Genomic DNA, 24,062 nt, shown 5'->3' with positions numbered 1-24,062 from the left:
GTGGGTACATGTTTGTTTATCAGGATCAAGAGATATCCATGCGGCTGCTTGAGCCACGAGACGCAAGAAGTCTGTATTTGCTCATCCAGCGGTCGAGAGAGCATTTACGTGAATGGATGCTTTGGGTAGATTCAACGCAGACAGAGGAAGACAGTATGGCGTTTATCCAAGGTGCGATGCAGCAAGCGATGCAGAACAATGGTTTTCAAGCGGGCATCTGGTCACATGGAGAGCTCGTCGGCATTATTGGCACCCATCAAATTCATTGGATCAATAGAACCGTTTCAATCGGCTATTGGCTCGGAGAAGGTTATCAAGGAAAAGGCATCATGACAAAAGCATGCCAAGCGGTCATTCACTATTTATTTGAAGAGTGCGGGCTGCACCGTATTGAGATTAGGGCTGCTGTCGACAATCAGAAAAGCAGACGCATTGCAGAGCGATTATCCTTTTCGCTTGAGGGAATTTTAAGACAATGTGAATGGCTGGGCAATCGCTTTACCGATCATTGTGTGTACGCCCTTTTACAGCCTGAATATATGAAACAAAAAACGCATTCGATGAATCAGCCCACTTAATTGTGTCGATTGCATGAATTATTTTACAAAGTGAAGCTTTGTAGTATCCGTTGTGATCGGCATCTGATAAAATAGAAGGAAAAATCGAGGTATGATGTATGTCTCTTATTATTTTATTTTACTTATGGATTGTCCCTTTAGTATTTGGTATTTTCTTCTCATTTCTAACAAAGAAAGCCACCTACAAACGCCGCTTTGTCCCATCCTATAGCATGATAGGACTCAGCATCGTTTTTCTCATTCTGGCACTCGTCTTTTCAGCCAGCCATTTTCTATTTATTTGCGGTATGTTCCTATTTGCCACCACCCTTGTTGGCACAGGCATCCCCTTATTCTTAGCCTTTGGAAAAACACCATCCTAAACAAAAACCACCTTTTCGCGATGGAAAGGTGGTTTCTTTTTTATTGAAGCGGCATTCGGTATGTCATTGTGGCATTTGGATGTTCTTCAATCGTCTTCATCATGTCTTGAAGGATCTCGGCTGCGCGATCATTTGAGTCATACTTGCCGAGCATCTTTGCCCAAGAAGTACTCCCCAAGATCATCCCTTCAATTTTTTTGCCGCTTACTGAGACTTCTTGGACATGAATGATAGTTTGTTGATTTTGTGTGGGGATCCATAGCATGTTTTTTCTCCTTTTTTGTGATGGTTGGATTAGTTTAACATATGATTTCCAATTATGAGTGGGGTGATTTGGTTTGCTTTTTATTAGAAAGTTCACCCGTATTTTCAAATTTCCCGGACATGATACTTATTTTATGGTCACTCAATGTTTTCTCCTCCATTGCTTTCAAAAAAACAAATCCACTTTATTCTTTTATCATATCAATCTTTACATGCATTGAAATAAAACGATGGACCATTAGTCCATCGTCCTATCTAGGCTCTCTAGTTATTTAAAAATTAATCTTCAATATAGCTTTCTGCTAGATCAATATCTTGTGTCATCTCTAATTCAGGATATTTTTCATCCAATTTACGCAAACATTTAATTAATTCTTTACTTTGTAAAACTTCTGATATGTCTTCAAACACTTCACTTATCCAATATAAATCTTCTTTACTGCAACGATCTAAATATTCTAACGTTCTCTCTTCGTTTTCCCCAAGAATTTCTATTATTTCATCCCAACTTTTCTGTATACCATAATCATCATTTAAATCTAATTTTTTTCTTTTATCTAATACTATCCTTAATGCATTCTCAATATCCATAATGTTCCTCCAAATTAAGGTTGTTTTGTAGCATCAGGAAAAATAGTTCCTACTTCCCCATTGGTTTTAATAACTCCAACCCTTACACCTTTATACTCACCAAAAATAGTCACTCCATTTTCCACTTTTGAAAAATCAGGTGATTTAACAATTTTGGCACCCGCTGCCGCAATATCAGATTCTGTCCAGTTTTCTGGGAACCAAGATTGGTTGGAGCCTGTTCGTTTTGCTTTCACCTTATGACCAGGTACATTCCCTATCCTAACACCGTTCTCATATACTTTATTTATATTATATTCTATATTATTTTCTTGTAAGAATTTTATATTGCTTTGTCCGTGTCCCCCACCCTTCATTTTTGAAATATCACCTGTTTTAGGGTTTGTTGTAAAATCTCCTTTATTAGAATGATTAATGCTACTTTCAGGTATTTTATTTAAACTACTTGTTCTCTTAATTCCCATTTTCCCATGAAACCCTTTCGCCCTAAACGGCAAAAGCATTCCCAGCGCTGCATTCATACTCGCTTCCTGCTGTTCTTTCGAGATCTTATTTCCAAACATGTCTCGACCTGTAATCGCTTCGCTGAAGCCATTGGTGGCGGTTAGGCCGTATAAGCCTTTTTGCGATGTTTTTAAGGCGTCAAAGGATTTTTGCGATGTCTTGTAAATGTCGACTGCTCTGACTGCGGCTGAGGTGGCTTGGGTCGTTTTATAGACGGCTTTTCCGCCTTTGAAAATGCGTCCTGCCCAGCCGACGATTGGGATATATCCTGCAGCTGCCATGCCGCCTGCGGCGACGCGCTGTCCTGCAGTAAGTTCTTCGCCTGTGATCGGATCGACACCTGTTGCGGCACGTTTTGCATCGTTCACGCCTGTCAGTTCATTCACGATATTCCCGCCATAATCGAGTGCTTTTTCATACCAAGGACGGTTGGCGAGCGCTTCTTGTTCCTTTGCAATCTCGCGGGCTTCCTGCTGTTCTTTTTTAATGTTGAGATATTCGGAAGTTTGCTTCTCAATATCGCTTTTTGCCTTGTAGATTTCGCTATTTTGATACGCTTTCTTGTCAAAATTCATAGGCGAAATGGCTTTTCCGTCATTTGTAGCATTGATCATTTCTACGTACAATGCCATTGTAGCTTGCTGCTCCGTTTCTGACAAAGCATATTCATCTTTTAAATTTTGATCAAGCTCTCTTAGGTCTTTCATTGTCTTTTTTCGCTCGTCTTCCGCATCTGCAATTTTTTCATCAAAGGTTTGACTATCAAATACTTCTAGAGAAATGAGGTCGTCGATGTCTTGAAAAATTGTTTTAAGCGCCTTTTTTTGATCCTTCACAATGCTTTTCGCATTTTTGATGCCCATATGTACAGCGTTGTCTAAAAAGTGTTCTTCTACAAAGGTGTCGCCGCCAAAGTTTGTATCATCTAGTGTCCCAGAAACACCTTTATGAAAGGCTTTTTGCTTATCAATGAAGCTGATAAACATGTCTACATTTCCGGCGAGCTCTTTGTAGAAGCTTTTAATGTTATCAGCACCTTTTCCCGTGAAGTCGTCACCAAGATTAGAAACACCTTGTAATGCTTTTTTTAAATCTACCAATTGTTCGCGGATTTCCTGGTAGTGTTTTGCCCTTGCATCCATGGCACTTGTTAGTGCTTTTGCATCAAGTATCTTCCCCAGAAGAAGTCACTCCCTCCATTATAGATCATAAAGTCTATTTTACCTTTCTCAGTGAATTGGAAAAATAGGCTTTAAGTTACAAAAATAATTTCCAAATATTTTAATAGAGATGAAGGCAAGTGACAATTGAAATGATTTTCCTAATCATCACAAAAAAAGTCAGCCCTCTTTTCAGAAGACCGACTACTTTGTGTTTAGAAAAAACGTTTGAGGCTTTTCTTGAGTGGAGGGATATCCAGCTCACCTTTTTCAAAGAATTTTTTCAATAAATATTTACTGAAGCCTGCTGCTTGGGTGTAAGTGATTTTCCCAGGTAACGGAGGTTCATTGGCGACAGCGACATCAATAATAACTGGTTTATCGGATTGAAGAGCTGTATCAAAGGCTGGAGCTAATTCTTCATGTGATGACACGGAGATTCCTTTGCCACCACACGCTTCTGCAAACTTAGCAAAATCAATATCCTCCAGCTCTATACCATAATTTATGTTTCCTTTTACCTGTTGTTCATATTCAATCATCCCTAAATTGTTGTTGTTTAAGATAACGACAACGATCGGCAGCTTATATTTTACAGCTGTCACAAAGTCTTGCATGACCATTGTGAAGCCTCCATCACCACAGACGGCAATGGCTTGTCGGTTCGGTTCATTCAATTTAGCTGAAATCGCACCAGGTAAACCGCAGCCCATTGTGGCAAGCCAGCTGGAGATAATGAAATCCTGCTGTTTCATTTCAAAATGACGTGCCATCCATACCGTGACATTACCAACATCAACTGAAAGAATCGCGTCGTCCTCGACTGCTTCTTCTAGTCTAGCAATGACTTGCTGTGGTTTAATCGGTGAAGTAGCAACAGATTTTTCTTTATCCATTTCTTCTCGCCACTTCATCATATGCTCTGTACAAGCTTCAAGAAAGCCACGCTGTTCTTTATATTCAATGTAGGAAGTCAGTTCATGCAAACCACTCTTGCTGTCGCTCACGATTCCCACATCTACTGGATATCTTTTACCGATTTGATCTGGTTTAATATCTAGTTGAATGGCTGGCGTGTCCTCTGGTAAGTAGTCTCTATATGGAAAGGAGGTGCCAAGCATAATTAAGAGATCACATTCTTCCATCGCTTCATATGCCGGCTTCGTTCCAATTTGACCTAAGTTACCTAAAAAGTATGGATGCCTGTCTGGCACAACCCCTTTTGCAGGGAGCGTGATGACGATAGGAGCAGCTGCCTTTTCTGCAAATGAAAGAAGCTCTTCTTTTGCATGTCTTAATCCTTTACCTGCTAAGATGACTGGCTTCTTCGCATTGTTAATCAGCTGAGCTGCCTTTAGCAATTGATCTTTCTTTGGCCGTACTTCTCCCTCAACATAAAGTGGAGATGTATAGACGGGTTTACGCTTTATTTTTTGAGAAAATAAGTCATCCGATACGGTGAGAACTGCCACACCTTTATGGGTATAAGCTGCTTTGATGGCCTGATTCAATAAGTCAGGCAGCGCCTCTGCTGTCTGTACCTGCTGATTAAAGACAGCGACATCGTCAAACATTCGCTCCAATTTGATTTCTTGGAATGCGTCTCTGCCTACTTCGGCCGAAGCAACCTGCCCTGCAATTGCTAAAACTGGTGCACCATCTGCTTTTGCATCATACAGTCCATTTAATAAGTGGACAGCACCCGGCCCAGCGATTGATAAGCAGACACCAAGTTTACCTGTTAGTTTGGCATCAGCCGCCGCTGAAAGTGCTGCCACTTCTTCATGTCTCGTTTGGATAAATTTTATTTGGCTTGATTCATGCCTAAGTTCTTCAATCAATTCGTTTATGCTATCGCCGGGCATTCCATAAATATGTTTCACGCCCCACTCTTCCAGTAGCGCTGTTACTTCTTTTCCTGCGGTTCTTTGCGGCATGTGAGAAAACTCCTTTTTTCTTACTCCATACCACCGCATCCTTTTGATCAAACGTTTCAACTTGCTTCTGCTACTTTTTAAAATGATAGGGCAGGGTTGCCACCACAATATCCCGCTTCCATAATAGGCGGAATCTTAATAAAAAGGCAGATTGATTATGCAAAATGGTGTGCCATCTTTTTTTCGGGATAAATTGAGGCACAAGCACCATCACTTTATATTGATGCGCATTTGCTTTTGCCTCAACTGTCTCAAGAAATTTATCTAGCGGGTGAATGAGGCTTCGATAAGACGAATGCAGCATCACAAGCCGTACACCGCTATTGAGTTTTTCCCAATCCTCTTCAATTTTCTTATCCTTTTCTTTATCAAAGGATACATGAACCGCTATGACTTGCTCTGACAAACACTTTGCATACTGAACAGATTGTTCAACAACACGTGTGACTCCTGCTATCGGTACGATGACCACATTTCCTTTAATCTCAACAGGCTCTGTTTCATTCAATAAACGCAGTTGTTCTCCAACAGACAAATAATGCTTTTTAATGGAATGAAAGATAAATAAAACAATAGGCAGGAAAACAAATATTGGCCATACGAGATGGAACTTGGTCAAAATGAGAATCATAAAAACTGTAAAAGAAATCAGTGCTCCGACGATATTGATTGGCATTTTCGTTTTCCAGCCCTGCGGTTTTTCACGAATCCACTTCACACACATGCCGGTCTGCGACAGGGTAAATGGAATGAACACACCGACAGCATATAGCGGGATGAGGTGTTCTGTCTTCCCATCAAACAACCAGATGAGCAGCATAGAAGCTACGCCTAAAAAGATAATGCCATTAGAGTAACCAAGCCGGTCTCCTCTTACCGTAAACATACGCGGCATATATTTATCCTTTGCTAAATTGACAGCCAATAATGGAAAGGCTGAAAAGCCGGTATTTGCCGCTAATATTAGGATTAGCGCTGTGACTGCCTGAATCACGTAATAGAAAAACGTACGTCCAAAAGTGTCTGATGCAATTTGTGATACAACCGTTTCTTCTGGCTTTGGCGAGATGCCGAAACCAAATGCAAGCAATGTGACTCCCACAAATAAAACAGCTAGCAATCCACCCATCATCAATAATGTTCTCGCTGCATTTTGAGCAGCCGGTTTTTTAAAGGATGGAATCGTATTTGAAATGGCTTCTACTCCAGTCAGAGCAGAACAGCCAGATGAAAAAGCTTTTAATAACAGAAATAATGTAATGCCCTGTACGTGTGTGCCTACCGCTGTATGTTCAGGTGCTGGCGGTACGCCGCCTGTTAATAATTTGAAGCCGCCTACTCCAATTAAAATCAGGAGTGAAAATACAAACAAGTATACAGGATAAGCCAGAATAGATGCCGATTCTGTTAATCCACGGAGGTTGAGCACCATAATCACGATGACCAATGCAATTGAGATCAAGACATGATATGGATATAGTGTTGGAAAAGCCGATGTGACGGCATCGGTCCCCGCTGAAATGCTCACTGCTACAGTCAAAATATAGTCTACAAGCAATGATCCGCCAGCGATCAATCCCGGTTTTTCACCTAGGTTTCTGCTAGAGACGACATATGCCCCGCCGCCTTCTGGATAAGCATAAATGATCTGGCGGTAAGACAGAATTAACGCCATTAAAAGAATTAATACACAACCTGCAATCGGGAGTGAGTACCAAAATGCTGCTGCACTAACGACAGAAAGAACAATTAAGATTTGTTCTGTACCATATGCAACTGATGACAATGCGTCTGATGACAATAATGCCAACGCTTTGATTTTTGATAGTTTTTGTTCTCCTGCTGCCTGTGATTTTAATGGTTTACCAATTAAAATACGCTTCATCAAACTGTACATGTGATGCCCGCTCCTTTAGTGTCAAACGATTTAAGTTGCAAAAGATGGATCGCCAAAAAGACACAGAGGCAATAGAATGCCCCTGTGCCTATTGTTTAGATCACAGGTTGGTCTTTGCTCTCTTTAACGCTTACGAGGTTAGCTGACGGATTCGGGCGCATGAGACTTTGCCCTACCTTAAAAGGATTCACCCCACATGGTGTTTTATACCACCAAAATTGGTTCCCCCGCTCATCGAAATGATTCAGCGATTGGTCTTTTATAAAAGAGATCATACTCCCGTTTGACACCAAAGTAAAGAGATTTTTTCGAGGTCTTTTGACCGTTTATTAATCAGTCTTTTTGCGGTTTTTTCGTACGAAATAAACAATCATCACAACGACAAAAATGATCAATACAGCGATACATGCAAAGTAAATCCAAGAATCACCGACGCCTTGCTTTTCACCTTTTTTAAGATCATTTTTTGCATTGCTGACTGTTTGGTGATTAGAGAACACATCTTTGTTTTTGCTTTCTATTGCAACTGTTGCGGTCTCAGTATTTGTTTGAAGGAATCGAATCACTTCATTTGATATATCAGCGTCAGCTGCCGTCATTCCTGAAAAAACGGTCATGGTTTGTTCTTTATTCCATACAGATGGCTGCGTCCATACAATACGAGCTGTTGTTTCGTTGATCATGCCAAATGAGGATACATCATATTGACCCTTTTTCGCTGGAACGATGAGATCATCTGCTTTTTCTTTTAAAAGAGAGAATGTCTGGATGCCTCCGATGAAAATGAGAGAGTTCTTTTTCAATTGTTCATTTGTCACATTCGATGCTTCAATCAAATGATATTGAGCAGCTTCCGGCTGACTAAATGATTCGGTCAGCATAGCCATTTGATTGATTGAGGCTTGGGTGATTTGATCTGGCATAATGATCAATGTGTTTCCTTGCTCCGTTTCTGAAGTGTAAGGAAGCGGCCATGCGGCTAAGTCCGGTGTATCACTAGTTGTTCCTTCTGGTATTTGAAGAGAGCTGTTCTTATGAATGTAAATCCAGCCTTCTTCATCTGTATGTCTACAAGATTCCATATTTTTAAAACCTGTTGTGACAAACTGTAAGTCCACATATTCGTTCTTTTGAAGCACTTGTGAATCTACTGGAATCGACACATGGTAGAACCCATTCTCATCTTTGTTTCCTAGTTTTGTTAACGGTACGTCGTGCGGTTCGTTATTGATCATCACTGTTAGACGCTCCGCTTTGTTCGCTGGATCTGATTTTTTAAATGATAGATTTAGTTTTGCACCTGATTTTTGTTGAGCCATTAATGCTTTCGGATAATAGTAATGATCAGATGCTGTCTTTTTGGTTCCAACTCTGACATCATCTGCGCCAAAATCTATTAAACGAATATGATGAGATGGCTTAGAAGCATTAGCTGTCACCTTTTGCAACAGCAAGTCGGTTCCAGTGAGCTGACCTGTCAGTTCTGGCTGAGTCAAGACATTGATTTTTTCAGCAATTGTCTTTGGCTGCTTAGCAGTGACAAATAAAATGGGCTGTTCTTTTTTCTTTGCTGTCAGGGTTCTCACCGCTAACGTAAGTTGATCACCTTCTGTTTTAATTCCAGCCGCTTGCTCGAGCGATTTCATTCGTCCATTCCAGCTTCCTTTTGCTCCAACAGCAATAGTTGGGTGCGCAATTTGCTCGACGTCCTTTTCTTGAACGAGTTTGAGGTCTGCTAGACGGTCTTTGTTTTTCAACGTACGATATACTTTCATAGCCGCTTCTAATTCAGCCGCTTCTGGTTTATTTGGAATCACAATATCTGTTTGTTCTTTCTGATCACCTGATGGAATAAATGGTGAAGGGAAACTGTCTAACGTCACGTCTTTCGTTTGAACTCCTTTGAACGTCAGCTCACTTTCAGGATATACTTTCAGCCAATTGGCAGGCGTCTCTTGGTTGATACACACACCTTCTTTTAACACACCATAAAATGCGAGCTGAATTTGATGAGATCCTTTTTTCAGTTGCGCTTTGTTCAATTTGATTTGAATCGATTTTTTTTGGTTTTTCCCTGATACAGGGATCGTTTTTTCAATCTCTCCATCGATCATCACTGTGAAAGACGATGGCGATATTAGTAATGGTGAAGTCTCTATATTTAATGTAAGAGTGCTAGACTCTACTTTTTCTTTCTCCATTTGATAGGAAAGGTCAATGCGGTCTTCTTGACCATACAAGGTCACCACATCTTCTGATAAATGCTGCGTTTCTGTTTGATTTCCTTTTGATGAGTGAACCCAATCGTCTTTCACTTGTACTCGATTGGATTGCGCCATTGCTTGACTTGCCATGAAAAAAGGCTGAATGGCAAGGGATAGCGCTAATATTAAAAACATCCATTTGACCGATTTCAATTTGTCACCCGCTTTTCTTTTGTTGTTGATCGTAACGCTCTGTTTTGTACCATTTCACTTCTTGTTTCAATAATCGGCTCTTCACCTCTACACATAAGGAGTACACGACAAGCGCAATCCAAACTTGAGAATAGGTGAAGTACATGAGAACCACAATGAGAATATTTTGTTTGGTGAGCTCTGTTTTCTCAATACTTAATGTAATCATCACTTCTGTTAGAAAGAGGAAGAAGGCTAATCCCCACAGGATCAGTGCGACAGCCCCTACAGATAAGTGAAGGTCAACAAATAGGTTTACAATAAAGATGCCATTTGAGAGCAGAACGCCGAAGAAGAATAAGAAATACGTAAAGAAGAAATAAAACAAATCGAAAATCATTCGTTTTCGTTTCAGCTTCATAAACTGCCTTAAAAATTTAAGGACAACATATTGATTCCCTCTAGCCCAGCGCGTTCTTTGCCGCCACCAGACCTTCCATGTCTCAGGCTCTTGTTCCCATGTGATTGCAGCTGGGAAAAATCGAATCACATATCCTAGGTTATACACACGGATCGTTAATTCGGTGTCCTCAGCCAAAGCTTGGACATCCCAGCCGCCGAGCTCTTCTAAAATGTGCCGGCGGATGGCGAAGTTGGTACCTGGTATTGTCGCAATACCAAACCATTTCCATCTCCCGCCCTGCGCCATCCATTGGAAACAGATGGTCTCAATATTAATAAATTTGGTCAGCAAATTTTTGGCTGCATTGATCACCCTGAATTTCCCGACAACAGCGCCTGCTTTTGGGTCATTTAATAACCCAAGAACCAAATAATAGACAGCCTTTGGTTCAGGCATGTTATCTGCATCGTATACGCAAATCACTTCTCCTGTTGAAGCCTTCAAACCTTCATTCAGTGCAGTGGATTTTCCCTTCCCTGCAAATGGCGGCTTCGTTTCAATCATATGGACATGATCATATTGCTCACTGAATGATTGCACAATCTCTCCTGTGCGATCAGAGGAATTGTCATTAATCACAATGATTTCAAGGAGGTGTTTAGGATATGATAGCTGAACCATCGCTTTTAACGTCTGCCGAATGACGACCTCTTCATTATGAGCAGGAATCAGAATACTGACGGTCGGCAGCTCTTTCCCTTGTTTTGTCCATTTAGGCAGCACTTTTTCATAGGTGAGGTAATGCTGAAAGCCGCCCTGCATGAGAAACATGTGGTATAGGAGCATGATCCAAATGAGCATTAATGAAAGATAAAATAAGACATCAGCCACCTAATTTTCTCTCCTTAAAAATTCGTTTTTTCATTGTCAGTCTTAAATACAATGTGTATAAAGCAAATGCCGCAATAAACAGCATGACCACAACTGTGAGAATTCGCAGCATATTTTCCATGCCACTTCGTTTGACTTTTTTTGTTTCGGAAATGTTGGATTGCTCTACTTGAATATGTCCATTCCCTGATGTTTGGATTTTTACATGTGCAGTTTGGACCGTCTGTTTTGTTTTCTTTACATCCAGCCATTCGCTAGAAGGAATTGCCTCCATCTGTGTGATCAAATCCTGTAACCCTGCTATTCCTAACTCCACGTCATAGGACAGCCCGATTGCAGCTGATTGCAGATGCTGCACGGATTGAATCGTCTGTTCAGTTAAAACATTTGAACCTTCTTTGTCAGACACTTGCTCAACTTGCTGCTGAGGATATAAGGTCATGCCGTGTAACATGGCAGGAGACGTCACGAGCGGCGATGCACCGGCTGTTTTCCAAGTGCGGTCTGATAACTGCACCTGTCCAAATAGACTGGACACATGCTTTGAAATTACTTCATAACCTTTTTGTGATATCGCATCATGCGGCACCTCAAACGCAAGAGGATATAAGCCTTGCCTAGCAAGAAGCTCAATGCCCTTTGTCAGTTTTTCTTCTGTATAGGCGACTTCTTGCTGCTGATACGATTTGGTATACGTATGAAAGTCTTTTTCATTTGGGAATTGGCTTTTACTTCGTTTCTTCTCTACATTTTTTGGATCATTTGTCGTGATGGGCTGATCATATTTTGCATCCCAGAACTCAAATCCCTGACCAGATTCCTCCGTTCGATACGTACGGCTAAAGCCATGAAGAATGATACTCGCTCCATTGCCTTGCAATTGTTTTAACACACTCACAAGTTTCGGGCGATCACTCAGTGTGACTTCATCGCCTGTTGCTCGATCTATCCAAACAGGGGTCACTGCAATTTGATAAGGAATATGCTGTGCAGATACGTATTGTCCAAGTTCTAGCAGCTTCTTCTCGTCACTTGCTGGACTGATGTTCCCGAGCATTACGTATTTTGTCTTCATTTGCACAGAAGATGACATGTATTTTTCTAGCACTTCTGCAAGAAGCTTGTTGTGCTGCACGACATCTAAGATACCGATATATGCCGCACCTTCTTTTGTTTGAGTCACAAATGGCAGATCAGATTGACGTTTTTTCACTAGAAATTCATTTTCCAAGTCTGCCCCTCGAACCGTTAACACATTGATCCTTCTCTCTAGCTGACGGTATGTCTGATCATGTGTATGTTTCAATTGACTGATATGATCTTGTTTGTGAAAAGTAAGCTTGGAGAATGGGTGGAGCTGTTCCGCATTGTATCCAATGGCGATGAATTGCTGTGATTCGTTCATCGCACGAATGGTTTGTTTTGACAAGGTTCTCTTTATTTCTCCAAGATAAATGACTTGCTGAAATTCATTGATCCTCTTTTCAGCCAAATGTTCATCAGATACAATTGTCGTCTGTTTGGAAAAATGACCGGCGAGTAGATCCAGCATATGAACGGCTGGAGTCACTTCCCCCGATGGTGCGGAATAAACGATCAGTGTATTTGGCTGCGTGACAAGCGCCTCGGCTGAAGCAATGTGTTTAAACGAAAGAATCGAAAAAAGCGTGATCATCAAACAACATTTCATCAAAGAATTAAAGTTCATTCATCATCATCTCTTTTTCTAGTTCTTCTAAAAACTGCTCTGGCGTACGATAATCCGAGCTGCTTGTTAAATGACAGACATGAAATGTCAAGGTCACTTCACGACCGTTTAATAGGACATGCGTTTGCAGTTTATCCTTTAGCTTATCAAGGACAACTGACACATTTTCTTCTGGTGTATGGGTTAGCAGCAAGCCCATTCGTTCTTCAGATAACCGAAATTTCTTATCGGTTTCTCTTATGCTTTCGCGTATCTTGAGACTTAATTGCTGAAATAGGTGCTGCATTTCTTTTTCTCCATATAACGATTTGAATTCCGCTGCGTAATTCATATGAAGAAGGATAAAGACAAATGGCTGTTTGTACCGTTCTGCCCGTTTCATTTCCTCGGACAATTCGAGCTTCATCCGCTCAGCATTGTCAAATCCTGTTGTCGAGTCAATCGCCACAAATTGTTTGATGGCCTGCTTTTGTTGTTCAATGGTGTGACGCAGCGTATTGATCCGTTCATGCAAGCTTCCCGCTGAAATAGCGAAAAAAAGAAGTGCTACGCCCCAAATTACTACATCTTGTAATGTTTGATTTGAAAAAAGGGGATTTTCATGACCAAACTCTGTAAAGAACATGACACTTCCTATAAAGAACAAAATCAGTAAGGTGAAAATTAATGCTGGTAGGATACCAAATAAAATACCACAGCCTAACACGACAAATGTCAGTGCGATGATCATAAAGCTCTCCGCATCTTGTACGTTAAGGTAGCCCATAAACAAAATAAGGCCTGCAAACGTGAGGAGCAGAGAATAGTACAAGCGATACGTGTTACTGAACAACCGATTCATTTAGAAGCTCCCTTTCTACAATTAGAGGCAATAAGTTATCAAATGAGTGTGTCTCTTTTTCGTTCATGTATCCTCCGTAATAAGGCTTGAGAGGATCTTGGGTTTGTAATTCTTTCATGCGGTGATAGACAGCCTTTGCAAATTTCAGCTCGTTTTGTTTAAGGGCATACAAAATGACGAGCGCATATACCGAAGGCGATTCATATGTGACAGATGGCTGCAGTGTACTCAGTTTGTATCTTCCGTACAGTTTTCCTTCTTGTTTAAACGACGTTTTAAGCCATTTCATGATCGCGGACGTATTCACTTTTGCATGATGTGCATGTAAAGCTGTATAAAGTTGATCGATCATATTGATTTCTTGATCGAATGAATAGGTTTTTTTCTTTATGTCATAGGATTTAGGAAAGAATCCTTTTTTTCTCGGTGCTTGTTTTAGAATGGCTAATTGGTTACTGGTCATTTGTTTCGTGAATATTTGGAGGGATTCCAATTCTTTGATTGCTTTTGGGTCTATATAAGAGAGTGTGATTGTATGTGAAGTTCGATTGGTTGATGCATCATAATAATCGGACAATATGCCTTTGAACATGTTTTTTTCTTTTAACGCTTGAGCTATTTCTTTTGCTGTCGTTTGATACGCTGACTTCTTCCACAAACGATTTGCCTTTTGAAGTGCCGTCACTACACGTAAATCATCAACTAAAGCATTGGCCTTACTTTTTTGATCAGATTCAATTTGCCAGCTGAGAAGATGGTGGTCTATTAAAAATTGATCTTGCAGAACATCAAATTGTTGGTCAAATGAATTTTGATCTTTTTTTCGAACAAGATAATCCATCCAAAGTCCAAGTGATTCAGATAAGTAGATGTGCTGCTCTGCAAAAGAGGTGCGAATTAACCCTTGATCTGTCATTAAGTGGTGAGTGATAAAATATTCTCCAGGCAAAACGGGCTGAGATGATACTGGATCAGCTGATTCTTTCTGCTGTTCCCAGGTACATCCGCCTAGTAGAATGACAATGAGTAAAACAATTGCTGTACGATATATGCGTGTATGCATTCGTGTCCCCTTTCAATTCCGCGTTCTCTAAGCATCTAACGATTTATTATAGAGCGTTTTTGTTTAAATTTAAATGAATATTTTATGCCAAATTACGAGCCTTTTCGCACATTTATTCCCATTTTCAGAAAAACAATATGTCGATATACTTGATAACACTGAAAAACCCATGCGTTACCGCACGGGTTTTTATAGAACTATTGATCTAATTTTAATTTCTTTAATTGTTCAGCTAGTGCGTTATTAATTGGTTCTTCCACTTTCTTTTGTTTCTTCATATATTTAGACACATCGTGCTTACTGGCTTTCTTTTGATTGGATTGAGATTTGCGTTTTTCGAAGACAGACAGTTTTTCTCTATGGCCGCATACACAAGCAAAGATTTTGCCATCGCCTTCTCCGCGCAGCTCGAGCTTTTTATGACAGTTCGGGCAGCGTGCGTTTGTTTTCTTCGCCACATTTTTACGATGGCCGCATTCCCGGTCTTGACAGACGAGCATCGTGCCATGTTTTCCATTCACTTTCAGCATGAGTTTACCGCAGTCTGGGCAATGGGTGCCAGTGACATTGTCATGCTTAAAGGTTTGGTCCGTCTGTTTGATTTCAGATACGGCTTGTTTGGCATACGATTTCATTTCACTCATGAATTGAGAAGCTTTCAATTGCCCTTTGGCGATTTTAGAAAGTTTTTGTTCCCATTCCGCTGTTAATGCAGGAGACTTTAAATCTTCAGGCACTAACGAGAGCAGCTGCTTCCCTTTCGATGTGATGAAAATGTCTTTGCCCTTTTTCTCGATTAAGAAGCTATTGAACAGCTTTTCAATAATATCCGCTCTTGTTGCTACAGTTCCTAGACCACCTGTTTCACCAATGGTTTTCACTAAGTCCTTTTCCTCGTTCTGCATAAATGCCGCTGGGTTTTCCATAGCAGATAATAGGGTCGCTTCATTAAAACGTGCAGGAGGTTTCGTTTCTCCTCTTGTCTCTTTCAGCTGTCGTACATCTAGTGACTGTCCTTCTGAAAGCAGCGGCAAATGTTGATCTGCCTCGGCTGATTCCTCTTCTTCATATGAGTCATCGTACACGGCTTTCCAGCCAGCTGCTTGCACGGTTTTCCCTTTTGCTGTGAACGTTTCACTGCCTATTTTGGTGATGACCGTTGTTTCCTCATACTCGAAAGGATTCATAAGTACAGCAAGGAATCGTTTGGCAATGAGGTCATATAATTTACGCTCTTTATCGCTTAATACTCCTGGGTACAGCTCTTCCTCGGTTGGAATAATCGCATGGTGATCTGACACCTTGGCATCATTGACGAAGCCTTTGTGCGCTTTCACACCTGATTGTAAAATCCGGTTCACATGCTGCGCGTACGGTCTGACATTCATTCCTTTTAAACGATCTTTTATTGTAGGAACGATATCCGCTGAAATAAATCGTGAATCTGTACGTGGATATGTGACGAGCTTATGCTGCTCATACAATCGCTGAAGCGTAGATAATGTTTCTTTGGCTGAAAAACCATAGCGTTTATGTGCATCACGCTGCAATTCAGTCAGATCGTACAGTCCCGGCGCAAAAGCTTTTTTCGCTGTTTTTTTCAACGCATCAACCACTGCTGGTTTTCCTTCGCAGGCTGCCAAGCGATCTTTGATCACATTCTCTTGGAATGTCCGGTTTTGCTTTGTTTTGGCATCCTGCCAGGTCAAAGTCAGTCCATCTACTTGTGCAGTCAATCCATAGAACGGCTTCGGCTGAAATTGCTGAATGTCTTCTTCTCGTTTGGCGATCATGGCGATCGTTGGTGTTTGCACCCGTCCGCAGGAAAGCTGTGCATTGAACTTCGTTGTCAGCGCTCTTGTTGCATTGATGCCGACAATCCAGTCTGCTTCTGCACGTGCAACGGCTGAGCGATACAGGTTATCGTATTCTTTGCCGTCTTTTAATCGTTTGAAGCCTTCTTGAATGGCTTTGTCCGTGACAGATGAGATCCATAGTCGTTTCAAAGGCTTTTTCACATGCGCTTTTTCAAGAATCCATCGAGCAACAAGCTCCCCTTCACGTCCTGCATCTGTTGCGATGACAATGTCTTTGACATCTTTTCTCGCAAGCTGCGCTTTCACTGCTTGGAATTGTTTGCCTGTCTTTTTCATCACCACAAGCTTAAGCGGTTCGGGAATGATTGGTAAATCCTCTAAACGCCAGGATTGAAACTCTTTTCCGTAGCCTTCAGGATCAGCCAGTGTGACCAAATGGCCAAGCGCCCACGTCACAATGTATTGATCTCCTTCTAAAAAGCCATTTCCTTTTTTATGACACTTCAGCACCCGTGCAAGATCACGTCCGACCGAAGGTTTCTCTGCTAATACAACTGTTTTTGACACTAGATTTCACATCTCTTTCTTCTATCCATCCTTTTATTATAGCAGACGTGGAGATGCGGTTCTAATGACGGATTATTTCTTCAATCGTGTGATGATTTCATTTGTGACTTCTTGAGTTTGATAAACGCCGCCGATGTCTGCCGTTAAAAAGCCATCTGCTGTGACTGATTCGATGGTTTCGAGCAGATGTGTGCCCAGTTCTTCCTCTCCGAAATGATCAAGCATGAGTTTAGCGGTCCAGATTTGACCGATTGGGTTGGCGATTCCTTTTCCCGCAATGTCTGGAGCTGATCCGTGTACAGGCTCAAACATGGATGGGTATTTGCCATTTACATTGATGTTGGCGGCAGGCGCTATGCCAATACTTCCCATAATGGCTGCCCCAAGGTCTGTCAAAATATCACCAAACAAATTACTGGCAACAATCACATCGAATTTTTCTGGTCTTGTTACAAAGAAGGCTGAGAGCGCGTCAATGTGCTGTGAGTCTGCTGTCACCTCTGGATAATCCTTTGCTACGTCTTGAAACACTTCATCCCAAAAAGGCATGGTATGAACGATCCCATTCGATTTGGTTGCACTCGTCACATGCTTTCGCCTTTTTTCTGCTAATTGAAAGGCAAAACGCATCGCACGCTCTGTCCCTTTTCTTGAGAATACCGCATTTTGAACAGCAAGCTGATCTTCCCCTTGATAAATACGGCCTCCAATTTCACTATATTCACCTTCACCGTTTTCTCTGACAACTAGAAGATCGAAATCCTTTGGCTGAGCAAGCGGTGAGCGTATTCCGCTCAGCTGTTTTGCAGGTCTGACGTTTATCACCTGCTCAAATTCACGCCTAATCTTAATAAGCAGTCCCCAAAGCGATACGTGATCCGGCACTAAATTGGCATCTCCGACTGCCCCTAAGAAAATGCTGTCAAAGGCTTTCAATTGATGTAATCCATCCTTTGGCATCATCTCGCCATGCTCTAAATAATATTCACAGCTCCACGGAAAATCCCGAAAGGTAAAGGACAGACCGCCATGCACTTCTGATACCGCTTTCAATACTCGTATGGCTTCAGGTACAACTTCCTTCCCAACCCCGTCACCTGGTATCGCCGCAATTGAAACATGCTTCATTTATTTCTCCCCCTTCATTATCGGTCGACCGTCGACCGTTTAAATTTGAGTTTACTAGAGAGTACATGTTCTTTCAATGGATAAAGGCGCTTTTTTGATCAAAGCGCCTGTTTATCCTGCAAAAGCATCGAGGGTTTCTCCTTCTTCCTCCCCGTACCTTTTTTATCTGAAAGCAGCAGTCCGCCTAAGGTCAGAGCCGTTCCGAGTATCGACATGAGAGTCAATCTCTCATGAAGAATGATCATTGAAATGACCATCGTAATAATAGGAACGCCATAAATATACACACTCGCTTTCACCACACCGAGCGTTTTCACTGAAAAGCTCCATGTTAGAAAACAAATGGCAGATGCGAACAGACCTAAAAACAATAAGTGAAAGGCAAACGACGGGTTCGTCAATTGCTCCCAGTCTATACGAATTTTAAAATGCCAGATCAGGGGAAGCATCCAGAGTAAGCCGTAAAAAAAGACACGTCTCGTCACTTGAATGATATGGTATCCATATTGGTTGATGATTTTCGATAAAATAGAATAGAAGGCCCAGACAATGGTCGCCGTTAATGCTAGCGCATCACCGATTGGATTCAATTGGAACGTCGTCATTCCATTAAAGCTAATCAGTACAATTCCTGTCATCGCGATGAAAAAGCCTATGAAAAACCGGCGATGCAAAGGCTCATCTTTTAATAAAAAATAAGCCAATAAAAATGAGAAGAATGGCACAACCGAGCTGATGACTCCTGCATTCGAAGCGAACGTATAGGTGAGAGCGACATTTTCTAAAAAATAGTATAAGACCACACCACATAACCCTGCGAGCGCAAACATCGCTTCATGCTTTTTATCCTGTACCTTCATGGTGACCGGATAGATCATCATCAGAGCGAGATATCCAAGAAAAAAGCGGAAAAATAATATTTCTGTTGGAGAAAAAGCCGTTAACAATATTTTGGTTGAGATAAAGGTCGATCCCCATAGAAAAATGGTGAATATGGCCGCTAGATGACCAAGAAGCTGTTTATTTTTCATCTGCTGTTACCTGCTTTGTGAAAATTTGCTGATATTGCCCTGGTGTGAGCCCAATAAATTCTGAAAAGAAATGACTCAAATGACTTTGATCTGAAAAACCGGCGGAGACTGCCGCATCTACAGGCTTTACTCCTCGTGAGAGAAGCTCCTTCGCATAATTCACTCTCACTGTTTGTAAATAACGATACGGCGTGATCCCTCTGTACTTTGTAAAAGCACGCAGAAGTGAGTATTTATTCATGGAGACAAGCTCTCCTAAGTCGTCTAACGATATATTTTCCGTAAGGTGTGTTTCAATATATTGCTGTACTTCTTGGACTTTTTGTTCGACAGTATGCGCTGTTGATACTTTTTCCTCTGATCTATCAGCATAGGCTTCAATCAGCTGCTTCATAAAGAAATAAAACGTTTCCTGTTTATTCAAAGCTGGGGCTTCTTCTGTCATCATTTGATGAAGATCATATAATGGCTTTGTCAGTTCACTTTGTGAAAACACAGGGGCTTTAAAGTGTGGCTTGTGCTGAAACATCTTCTCTATCACATCTGCTTCTATATTTAAACAACGATAATCTAGTGTTCTGTGATCAATCTGCTCGCATGCGTGATTGTCATATGGATTGAAAAGAAGAATGTCTCCCTTTTCAATGATGTATTCTTTATTTTTGCAGATCAAACGTCTTTGACCATCCTCAATAAATCCAATCACATAGTATGTATGAAAATGATTCGGGAACTTTTGCATGATGCCATGAAAGCGATACGCCTCTATTTGCAAGTCCTGATCAAAATGTACCCTTCGTTCTTCTTGTGTTTTCATGTCGATCCCCTCTTTCACTGAACTGATCATTAGTGTAGCACACCCTTTTTCTCTTGAATTGTACGATATTGACTTTTCCGATGCAGGCTTGCCTAGAGGGAAAAACTTGGATAACATGAGACAAAAGATGATGTGTAAATGAGGGAATGACAGGATGAATTCATTCGAGATGGAAAGACCAGCACCATACCATATGCAATTTTATGAACAGCTGAAGCAAATGATATTTGATGGACAGTTTCAGCCGGGGGAACGTATCAATGAGACACAGCTTGCCAAACAATTTGGTGTAAGCCGATCACCAGTGAGAGAGGCGATGAGGCTTTTAGAAAAAGATGAGCTCTTGATCGCTGATCATCGGTCAGGCTACTCTGTCTATACGTTAACGGAAAAAGATGTCGAGGAGCTTTATCAAATTCGGATCGCCCTAGAAACGCTTGCTGTTAAGCTTGCATGCAAGGAAGCCGCGCAAAGAGAGCTGGAGGAAATTGGGCATGTTCTCACTCAGGCAGACGAAGCAATCAAGCAGCAGCTGGCATCTAAAGACATCGTCCAGTTACATGAAGCCTTTCATCAAAAAATCATTCTAGCGAGTCACAATCACCGCTTATGTAAACAATTGAATCATGTGAATGCACTCATTCATTTTTGCCGCATCTTTCATTTTAGCGGCGGGGCGCGTGCTGAGACGATTCAAACAGAGCATGCTGCCATTTATTCTGAAATGAAAGAGCGCCGCTCCACAGAAGCCGTTCAAGCGATGACGAATCATTTGTTACATGATGTGATGCACTTAAAGCAAGTACTCTCTGAAACAAACACGGATTAAGTGATTTTTCCTTTTTCCCAATTTTTAAGCATTACATGAACATATTTTGAATTTTTCGTAGATTTTAGCATGTCCAGACGATCTTTCGTTTATATTAGAAGATGAGAAATTAGCTTTTATACAGGAGGATTTGTCTATGCATACAAGTATTAGCCGTCTTCGAAAGGCGGGTTTTATTGAGGGTATGTCTCTTTTAACCCTTCTTTTAATTGCCATGCCTCTGAAATATTTTGCGGATATTCCGATGGCAGTCACCATTGTAGGCTCTCTTCATGGCGCATTGTTTGTCATCTATATGCTTATTTTGGCATATGTGACCTTTAAAGTTCGCTGGCATTTGAAATGGTCGATCGCTGGTTTTTTTGCGGCGTTCATTCCTTTCGGCAACTTCGCCTATGATAAGGTGCTCCGCCAGTATGATACAAAAGCTTAATCAAAAAGGGCTAAAACGAAATTCGTTTTAGCCCTTTTTCTACACGCTGAAGTATTAAATCGATGCATATTTCACAATCGCTGCTTGACGCGTCATTTCGTGATATGCCACCCATAATTCATCACCCGGCAGTACGCTAGTGATTGGATCGATTGGCTGTTTCACTTCATACATGATGCCATCTCGCTCAATCTGAATGATCGCTAGCGGCTGGTTGCCGATGACACCAGCAAATGCGACATGGGTCACTTTTGCACTTCCTTGTTTCTCTTGCATGAGACTGATTTCTTTATCCAGCTCTTCTTTTTTTGTCTGCATCGTGATTTGAGTTCCTCGCGCGACCTCCATATGATCAGGGATGAATTGACTGACCGTTTTTGTGATGGACTGATCTCCGCTAGAAACTGTCACATCTAGCATGATAGGTTTCTGACCATGAATCGTGACTGGATATTGCTTCACCCGCTGGATGGTTCCAGTTAACGTTACATCTTTCCCCGATCGATTCCGCACTTCATGGCCATAGGCTGCCATTTTCAACTGACCGCTGATGTCGACGAGGTCGGCTTTTTCTCCTGTTCTAAATTCAAAACCAGCGGCTTGAATCATCGGAATGGTATACCTTTTCTGATCTGCTTCAAATGTAAGCGATAAGACAGTGCCTCGTCCTACGGTTCCATATGATTCTATATTTCTTAAAACAGCGCCTTTGATGAACTTTGGCTCACTTGTCTGTGAGAAGTCCCCCTCTTTTAAGAGCATCGCCTTTTTCTTCTTCGGATTGTAGAGAATGGCGATACGTTGACCCGGCTGTGGTATCTGGGTATAGGATACAACCGTTTTAACTGTCTTCTCGATGTTTTCCCCATCATATTGAAATTGCAGCTGCATTTTGACAAGCGGCTGTTCGTTGATGTAGGTACCCGTTTCTTTGACAGATACTATATTGGCTTCTAATGTGACACTGTCCTTGATCTTGTTCTTTCTCACCAGTCTCAAAATCGGCGGCAGGAAGATGGCTAGCACAAATAACAGCAGTGGAATAAACAGCCATATCGCCCAGTTGAGAATGAGCGGTCCGCCTTTCATGACATATTGCATAAAGGTGTCAAATGACGTTTGGTGAGCAGGGCTTGCGTTTTCAATTGAGATGACTTTTTGCAAAGGAAATTCCTTTAATTCTTTGCTTTTCGTCTCAAATGCACCCGTTAATTGATTTTCGAATGAATAATAGATCCAATCGCTTTTCACATTTTTATTGAAAGAGAGTCCTTCTCTTTGTAAAGTTTCATATGCAAACGACTGAAAAAGCTTGCTGACAGACGTCGTCTTATTCGTGCGGTGGTTATAAATATAACCAGTCAGCTTGCCTTTTGCTTCGTCCTTTGCTGTAGAACCTACAAGAAGAACTTCTTCTTCATTAAGCTGGTAGATAAAGGTTTGATAAATCGGTTTTGGTGTTGGGACGACTTCCCCAAGCCTTCCCTCTGCATTCACTTTCCTTGGTCTTTTTGGATAGTTAGATTCGACAGCGACTGCGAAGTTTTGGGATGTTCCGATCGTTTTTTCCAGCTGCTTCTCCACTTTATCTTCAATGAGGCTAAACGGTTCAGCGTTTTTAGAGACATACACCCCAAGCTGATGCTTATCATTTGAGACTCCGCTGACGTATGCCTTCTGGTCATTTTTTAAAGTCAATTCAAATATAGGAATAGGAGTCTGTCCTCTAAAGGAATTCATGACGACATCGATGGAAACGGGCCTTGCTGGCAGCTTCAGTTTGTTGAGATTGTGCACATGAAACTGACCATTCTTTAGCTCACCGAGGACCGCAGCGGCGCCTTCCATTTCTCCTGTAAAAACAAGCCGTCCATTCCATTGATATGTATTCGTTTTTAAAAACGAGGGTATCAGCAGATTTTGCTTAACGAGCTCTTTCTTTTCTCCGCTTGGCGTTATTTTCTCGATCAACAGCTGCCCGTCTTTATTTTTTAAAGCAAGTAAGAGATTGTTACCTTGAATGGATGGAAACATTTCATTAAACGTATCGCTTTTCGTAGTCCATTCACTGATTCTTTTTCTTGATTGAGGATCATACATTCCAAAATGGAGTTGCTGGTCTTTTGATACAGCACTCACCACTCGTTTCCCTTCATCAAATGTAAATATTTGTTTGACGTCATATTGCGTCGCTTTCCCTGCTGACAAATCATCTTGGTAATGGTTCCACACCAAGACACTAAGAATGATTGCTGGAATAAAGAAGACAATATATCTGAGGAAAATCACTGGTATTCTTTTCACTTGATCGCTTCCTTTCATGAGGTTCCTTTACCTTATACGTTAGTGCAGCGAGAATGTTTCATGCTAGAAGAATACCATTCTAACCTCTAAAATCCATATTTTACAAACTTGGTTATTTGCGATAAAATCCAATCATATTCATAAAAGGAGTTATCTCATTGGATAAGCTATCATCTATCATTCTAACAGCTTGGCTGCGTGTTCCCCGTTGGCTCAAACAATGGGTGCTCGTATCCATTACCATTTTCTTTTTTTATATGTGCTTTGTAAAGGGGCTGACTAGCTGGCATACCTTGCCGCCCATCACTTTACTATCATGTATCATCGGTTCCTTCTTCATTTGGCTGTTATGGCTAAAAGGTCAAAAAAAATAAGTGAAATGGGGAAAATCATGAAAGAATCCATCAGTTATTTTGCTATCTCTTTTGTTCTGCAATTGGTTTGGTTTGGCATTGTACACCCAAATAGAGGCGTGACACTCTTGGACATGTTCATTTTTTCTATTTTGTTTGCGGTGATGTTCTTTTTTATTCAGAAGATT

At 41.2% G+C, this 24,062-nt stretch carries 20 protein-coding genes and 1 riboswitch; of the genes, 5 read left to right on the top strand and 15 right to left on the bottom strand.

Going from position 1 to position 24,062, the window contains the following annotated elements:
- Positions 1-8 precede the first annotated feature (8 nt).
- A complete protein-coding gene (locus tag MHI33_RS02810) occupies positions 9-578 on the top strand; it encodes a GNAT family N-acetyltransferase (RefSeq protein WP_106036116.1) in 570 nt (189 codons plus the stop codon).
- Between the two features lie 98 nt (positions 579-676).
- Positions 677-940: a hypothetical protein gene (locus MHI33_RS02805; protein ID WP_012008971.1), complete on the top strand. Its 264-nt coding sequence runs from the start codon at positions 677-679 to the stop codon at positions 938-940.
- Positions 941-980: 40 nt separating this feature from the next.
- Here the strand turns inward: MHI33_RS02805 and MHI33_RS02800 are convergent, their stop codons facing one another.
- The 14 genes from MHI33_RS02800 to MHI33_RS02735 form a co-directional block, all read right to left on the bottom strand.
- Positions 981-1,205 (bottom strand): hypothetical protein, encoded by a 225-nt coding sequence (locus MHI33_RS02800; protein WP_044140548.1) that lies wholly within the window; start codon positions 1,203-1,205, stop codon positions 981-983.
- A 278-nt stretch (positions 1,206-1,483) separates the two neighbouring features.
- The gene (locus tag MHI33_RS02795; RefSeq protein WP_044140547.1) at positions 1,484-1,795 is read right to left on the bottom strand and encodes a hypothetical protein; all 312 of its coding nucleotides are present in this window, start codon (positions 1,793-1,795) and stop codon (positions 1,484-1,486) included.
- 14 nt (positions 1,796-1,809) lie between these two features.
- Positions 1,810-3,441: a T7SS effector LXG polymorphic toxin gene (locus MHI33_RS02790; RefSeq protein ID WP_113754970.1), complete on the bottom strand. Its 1,632-nt coding sequence runs from the start codon at positions 3,439-3,441 to the stop codon at positions 1,810-1,812.
- 233 nt (positions 3,442-3,674) lie between these two features.
- Entirely contained in the window at positions 3,675-5,396 is a 1,722-nt protein-coding gene (locus tag MHI33_RS02785) for a pyruvate oxidase (protein WP_044140545.1), read from the bottom strand.
- A 70-nt stretch (positions 5,397-5,466) separates the two neighbouring features.
- Positions 5,467-7,293, bottom strand: a complete 1,827-nt coding sequence (locus MHI33_RS02780) for an APC family permease (RefSeq protein WP_340908945.1) — start codon at positions 7,291-7,293, stop codon at positions 5,467-5,469.
- Positions 7,294-7,405: 112 nt separating this feature from the next.
- A riboswitch (cyclic di-AMP (ydaO/yuaA leader) is annotated at positions 7,406-7,553 on the bottom strand.
- A gap of 69 nt (positions 7,554-7,622) precedes the next feature.
- Positions 7,623-9,710, bottom strand: coding sequence for a cellulose biosynthesis cyclic di-GMP-binding regulatory protein BcsB (locus tag MHI33_RS02775; protein WP_044140543.1), 2,088 nt, complete (start codon positions 9,708-9,710; stop codon positions 7,623-7,625).
- A 4-nt stretch (positions 9,711-9,714) separates the two neighbouring features.
- Complete coding sequence (locus tag MHI33_RS02770) at positions 9,715-10,953, bottom strand: glycosyltransferase family 2 protein (RefSeq protein ID WP_254117448.1); 1,239 nt, start codon at positions 10,951-10,953, stop codon at positions 9,715-9,717.
- A 22-nt stretch (positions 10,954-10,975) separates the two neighbouring features.
- Positions 10,976-12,691, bottom strand: a complete 1,716-nt coding sequence (locus MHI33_RS02765) for a DUF2334 domain-containing protein (RefSeq protein WP_340908940.1) — start codon at positions 12,689-12,691, stop codon at positions 10,976-10,978.
- Complete coding sequence (locus tag MHI33_RS02760; protein ID WP_044140540.1) at positions 12,681-13,532, bottom strand: GGDEF domain-containing protein; 852 nt, start codon at positions 13,530-13,532, stop codon at positions 12,681-12,683. The genes MHI33_RS02765 and MHI33_RS02760 overlap by 11 nt, the downstream gene beginning before the upstream one ends.
- Positions 13,513-14,595 carry a glycosyl hydrolase family 8 gene (locus MHI33_RS02755; RefSeq protein ID WP_340908935.1) on the bottom strand — a complete coding sequence of 361 codons (1,083 nt, stop codon included), beginning with the start codon at positions 14,593-14,595 and terminating at the stop codon, positions 13,513-13,515. The genes MHI33_RS02760 and MHI33_RS02755 overlap by 20 nt, the downstream gene beginning before the upstream one ends.
- 197 nt (positions 14,596-14,792) lie before the next feature.
- Complete coding sequence (locus tag MHI33_RS02750; protein ID WP_044140538.1) at positions 14,793-16,979, bottom strand: DNA topoisomerase III; 2,187 nt, start codon at positions 16,977-16,979, stop codon at positions 14,793-14,795.
- Positions 16,980-17,051: 72 nt separating this feature from the next.
- A complete protein-coding gene (locus tag MHI33_RS02745; protein WP_044140537.1) occupies positions 17,052-18,107 on the bottom strand; it encodes a tartrate dehydrogenase in 1,056 nt (351 codons plus the stop codon).
- A gap of 98 nt (positions 18,108-18,205) precedes the next feature.
- Positions 18,206-19,138 carry a DMT family transporter gene (locus tag MHI33_RS02740; protein WP_044140536.1) on the bottom strand — a complete coding sequence of 311 codons (933 nt, stop codon included), beginning with the start codon at positions 19,136-19,138 and terminating at the stop codon, positions 18,206-18,208.
- Positions 19,128-19,955, bottom strand: a complete 828-nt coding sequence (locus MHI33_RS02735; protein WP_340908926.1) for an AraC family transcriptional regulator — start codon at positions 19,953-19,955, stop codon at positions 19,128-19,130. Before MHI33_RS02735 ends, MHI33_RS02740 begins: the two co-directional genes overlap by 11 nt.
- A gap of 154 nt (positions 19,956-20,109) precedes the next feature.
- Here MHI33_RS02735 and MHI33_RS02730 point away from each other — a divergent pair, with 154 nt between their 5' ends.
- Positions 20,110-20,784, top strand: a complete 675-nt coding sequence (locus MHI33_RS02730; protein WP_106066451.1) for a GntR family transcriptional regulator — start codon at positions 20,110-20,112, stop codon at positions 20,782-20,784.
- 136 nt (positions 20,785-20,920) lie between these two features.
- The gene (locus tag MHI33_RS02725) at positions 20,921-21,217 is read left to right on the top strand and encodes a DUF3817 domain-containing protein (protein WP_003214125.1); all 297 of its coding nucleotides are present in this window, start codon (positions 20,921-20,923) and stop codon (positions 21,215-21,217) included.
- 54 nt (positions 21,218-21,271) lie between these two features.
- On the opposite strand, the gene MHI33_RS02720 is transcribed toward MHI33_RS02725, so the two are convergent.
- The gene (locus MHI33_RS02720; protein WP_340908918.1) at positions 21,272-23,521 is read right to left on the bottom strand and encodes a hypothetical protein; all 2,250 of its coding nucleotides are present in this window, start codon (positions 23,519-23,521) and stop codon (positions 21,272-21,274) included.
- Positions 23,522-23,679: 158 nt separating this feature from the next.
- On the opposite strand from MHI33_RS02720, the gene MHI33_RS02715 reads away from it, so the two are divergent.
- Positions 23,680-23,895, top strand: a complete 216-nt coding sequence (locus MHI33_RS02715; protein WP_106029578.1) for a hypothetical protein — start codon at positions 23,680-23,682, stop codon at positions 23,893-23,895.
- The last annotated feature ends 167 nt before the right edge of the window (positions 23,896-24,062 follow it).

The organism is Bacillus sp. FSL K6-2971 (assembly GCF_038006405.1).
Classification (GTDB): Bacteria; Bacillota; Bacilli; order Bacillales; family Bacillaceae; genus Bacillus; species Bacillus pumilus.
Note: the sequence above shows the minus strand (reverse complement) of the source record. Positions and strands in the feature narration are given on the sequence as shown.